Origin of the sequence: Mesorhizobium sp. M7A.F.Ca.US.002.01.1.1, assembly GCF_004022955.1 — a bacterium.
In the GTDB taxonomy this organism is placed as follows: Bacteria; Pseudomonadota; Alphaproteobacteria; order Rhizobiales; family Rhizobiaceae; genus Mesorhizobium; species Mesorhizobium ciceri.
In genome coordinates, this window is sequence record NZ_RZQE01000629.1 from 1 (window position 1) to 2759 (window position 2759).

The window sequence follows — 2759 nt, forward strand, 5'->3', positions numbered from 1 at the left end:
GCAGGACGGCCACATGCTTGTTTTTCATTCCCCGGCATCCCCTCTCTCACGGCGGACCAAAACCAGATTTTCCGCAACATTGAGTCAGAGTCTCCCGGCAGGTTGCCCCCCAGACGGAAAACGCTGAAAACGCGTCGAACGACTCAAATCAGGAAACGCTTTCGAGCAGAGAATCAGAGAGTTGATTCACTGGCAAGTGCTTACGATTCCGAGAGATTCACTTTCTGAGAAAATGGATGCGAAAAGCGTGTCGTTGAGTCTTTGCGGCAACGGTCGCGGACCGTTTTTCGCCTCGTTGAAGTTCACGCATCACATGAACTTCAACGAGGCGCTAGGTGTGTCGAGATTCAGGTCAGGCCGAGTCGAAAACGATGGCTTTCGAGAACCGGAGCGGAGCATCACCTGAATATCAGCACCTTAAAGGAGCTGCCCGAGAAACTCCTGAACGGCATGCCCTGGCCGGAAATTGCCGATGCGCTTGATTTCCCATTGCAGCCGGATACCGGAATTCTCCAGCACCCGCGTGCGCACCGTCTCGCCGAGATATTCAAGGTCGTAGCCGGTCGCGGTTCCGGTGTTGATCATGAAGTTGCAATGCATCGGCGACATCTGCGCGCCGCCGATCATCAGGCCGCGGCAGCCCGCTTTGTCGATCTCCTTCCAGGCCGATGTGCCGTCGGGATTCTTGAAGGTCGAGCCGCCGGTCTTCTCGCGGATCGGCTGCACGGTCTCACGATGGTTCTGCACGGCCTCCATCGCAGCCTTGATGGTCGCCCTGTCCTCGGCAAAGCCTTCGAACACGGCGGAGGTGAAGATCAGCCCGGAAGGAGCCGCCGAATGGCGATAGGCGTATCCCATATCGGCATTGCTCAGCGTCTGCACATTGCCCTTGCGATCGAGTGCTCGCACTTCGATGACGCGCTCGCGCGTCTCGACGCCATTGGCGCCGGCATTCATTCGCAGCGCACCGCCGATTGCACCCGGAATGCCGTGGTAGAAATGAAAGCCGCCAATGCCGGCCTCGAGCGCCACCGCTGCGACGCGCTTGTCGGGGGTAGCAGCTCCCGCCTTGATCCTGATTGGCGAAATCACCTCGGCATCGCCGAAGCCCTTGGCCGAAAGCCGAATGACAAAGCCCTCGATGCCGCCATCGCGGACCAGAAGGTTGGAGCCGACGCCGACGACCGTCAGCGGTATCTCTTCGGGAACGGCTTTCAGGAACGCGGCAAGGTCCTCCTCATCGGCCGGCTGGAACAACGCTTCAGCCAGCCCCCCGGCACGGAACCAGGTGATCTTGTCCATCTCGGCGTTCGGCGTCAGGCGGCCACGCAGGCCGGCAAGCCGGTCGCCAAGTCTGTCGATCAGGGCCTGGCCGTGCATCATGAGACGGTCCCGCCAAGCTCCTTGGGCAACGCATAGGCCCATTGGGTGATGTTGCCGGCTCCAAGGAAGACGACGAAATCGCCCGGCTTGGCCAGGTCACGGACGATGGGCGCAATCGCCGCCGGGCCCTCGATGTAGCGCGCGTCGCGATGACCGCCGGCGCGGATGCGCGACACCAGCGCGTCCGAGCTGACGCCGTCGATCGGCTCTTCGCCGGCCGCGTAGACCGGCGCCACCATTACTGTGTCGGCGTCGTTGAAGCAGGTGGAAAACTCGTTGAACAGATCATGCAGCCGGGTGAAGCGATGCGGCTGGGCAATGGCGATGACACGACCCTGGGTGGCGCTGCGCGCCGCCTTCAGCACCGCCGAGATCTCGACCGGATGGTGGCCGTAATCGTCGAATATTTCGACGCCGTCCCACGAACCGGTATGGGTGAAGCGGCGCTTGACGCCGGCGAAGGACGACAGGCCCTTCTTGATCGCCTCGGCCGACAGGCCGAGTTCGTGCGCGACCGCGATTGCTGCCGTCGCGTTGGAGACGTTGTGACGGCCGGGCATCGGCAGGCGCAGGCCTGCTATGACAGTCTGGCCGCCGGTCTTGCGGTCGCGGATCACCACGTCGAATTCCGAAATGGCACCTGACATGCGGTGATTGGTAAAGCGCACGTCGGCCTGCGCATTCTCGCCATAGGTGATGACCCGGCGGTCCTCGATGCGGCTGACCAGCGCCTGCACTTCGGGGTGATCGGTGCACATCACGCCAAAACCGTAGAACGGAACGTTCTCGACAAACTGGCGGAACGCCTCGCGCACCTTGTCGAAGCTGCCATAGTGGTCAAGATGCTCGGGGTCGATGTTGGTGACGACCGCGATCTCGGCCGGCAGTTTCAGGAAGGTGCCGTCGCTCTCGTCGGCCTCGACCACCATCCATTCGCCGTCGCCCATGCGGGCGTTGGTGCCGTAGGCATTGATGATGCCGCCATTGATCACGGTCGGATCGAGCCCGCCCGCATCGAGCAAGGTCGCCACCATCGAGGTCGTCGTCGTCTTGCCATGCGTGCCGCCGATCGCCACCGCCTGGCGAAAGCGCATCAGTTCGGCCAGCATCTCGGCCCGGCGCACGATCGGCAGCAGCTTTTCGCGCGCGGCCTTCAGCTCAGGGTTGGATTTCTTGATCGCCGTCGAGACGACCACCACCTCGGCATCGCCGAGATTCTCGGCCCTATGGCCGACGAAGCATTCAATGCCCTTGTCGCGCAGCCGCTGCACATTGGCGCTTTCGGCCTGGTCGGACCCTTGCACCTTGTAGCCGAGATTGTGCAGCACTTCGGCAATGCCGCTCATGCCGATGCCGCCAATGCCGATGAAATGCAC

Annotated in this window: 2 protein-coding genes; both read right to left on the bottom strand. The window is 62.2% G+C overall.

The window, feature by feature from the left end; genetic code table 11:
• Positions 1 to 417 precede the first annotated feature (417 nt).
• A complete protein-coding gene (gene murB / locus EN932_RS33170; RefSeq protein ID WP_013530959.1) occupies positions 418 to 1383 on the bottom strand; it encodes a UDP-N-acetylmuramate dehydrogenase in 966 nt (321 codons plus the stop codon).
• Positions 1380 to 2759: UDP-N-acetylmuramate--L-alanine ligase (gene murC / locus EN932_RS33175; protein WP_128369405.1), on the bottom strand; the 1380-nt coding region annotated here is incomplete at its 5' end. The genes murB and murC, both read right to left, overlap by 4 nt.

Bases quoted from the DNA above. Each gene is read 5' to 3' on its own strand.
- murB (WP_013530959.1), bottom strand. From the start codon at position 1,383: ATGATGCACGGCCAGGCCCTGATCGACAGACTTGGCGACCGGCTTGCC.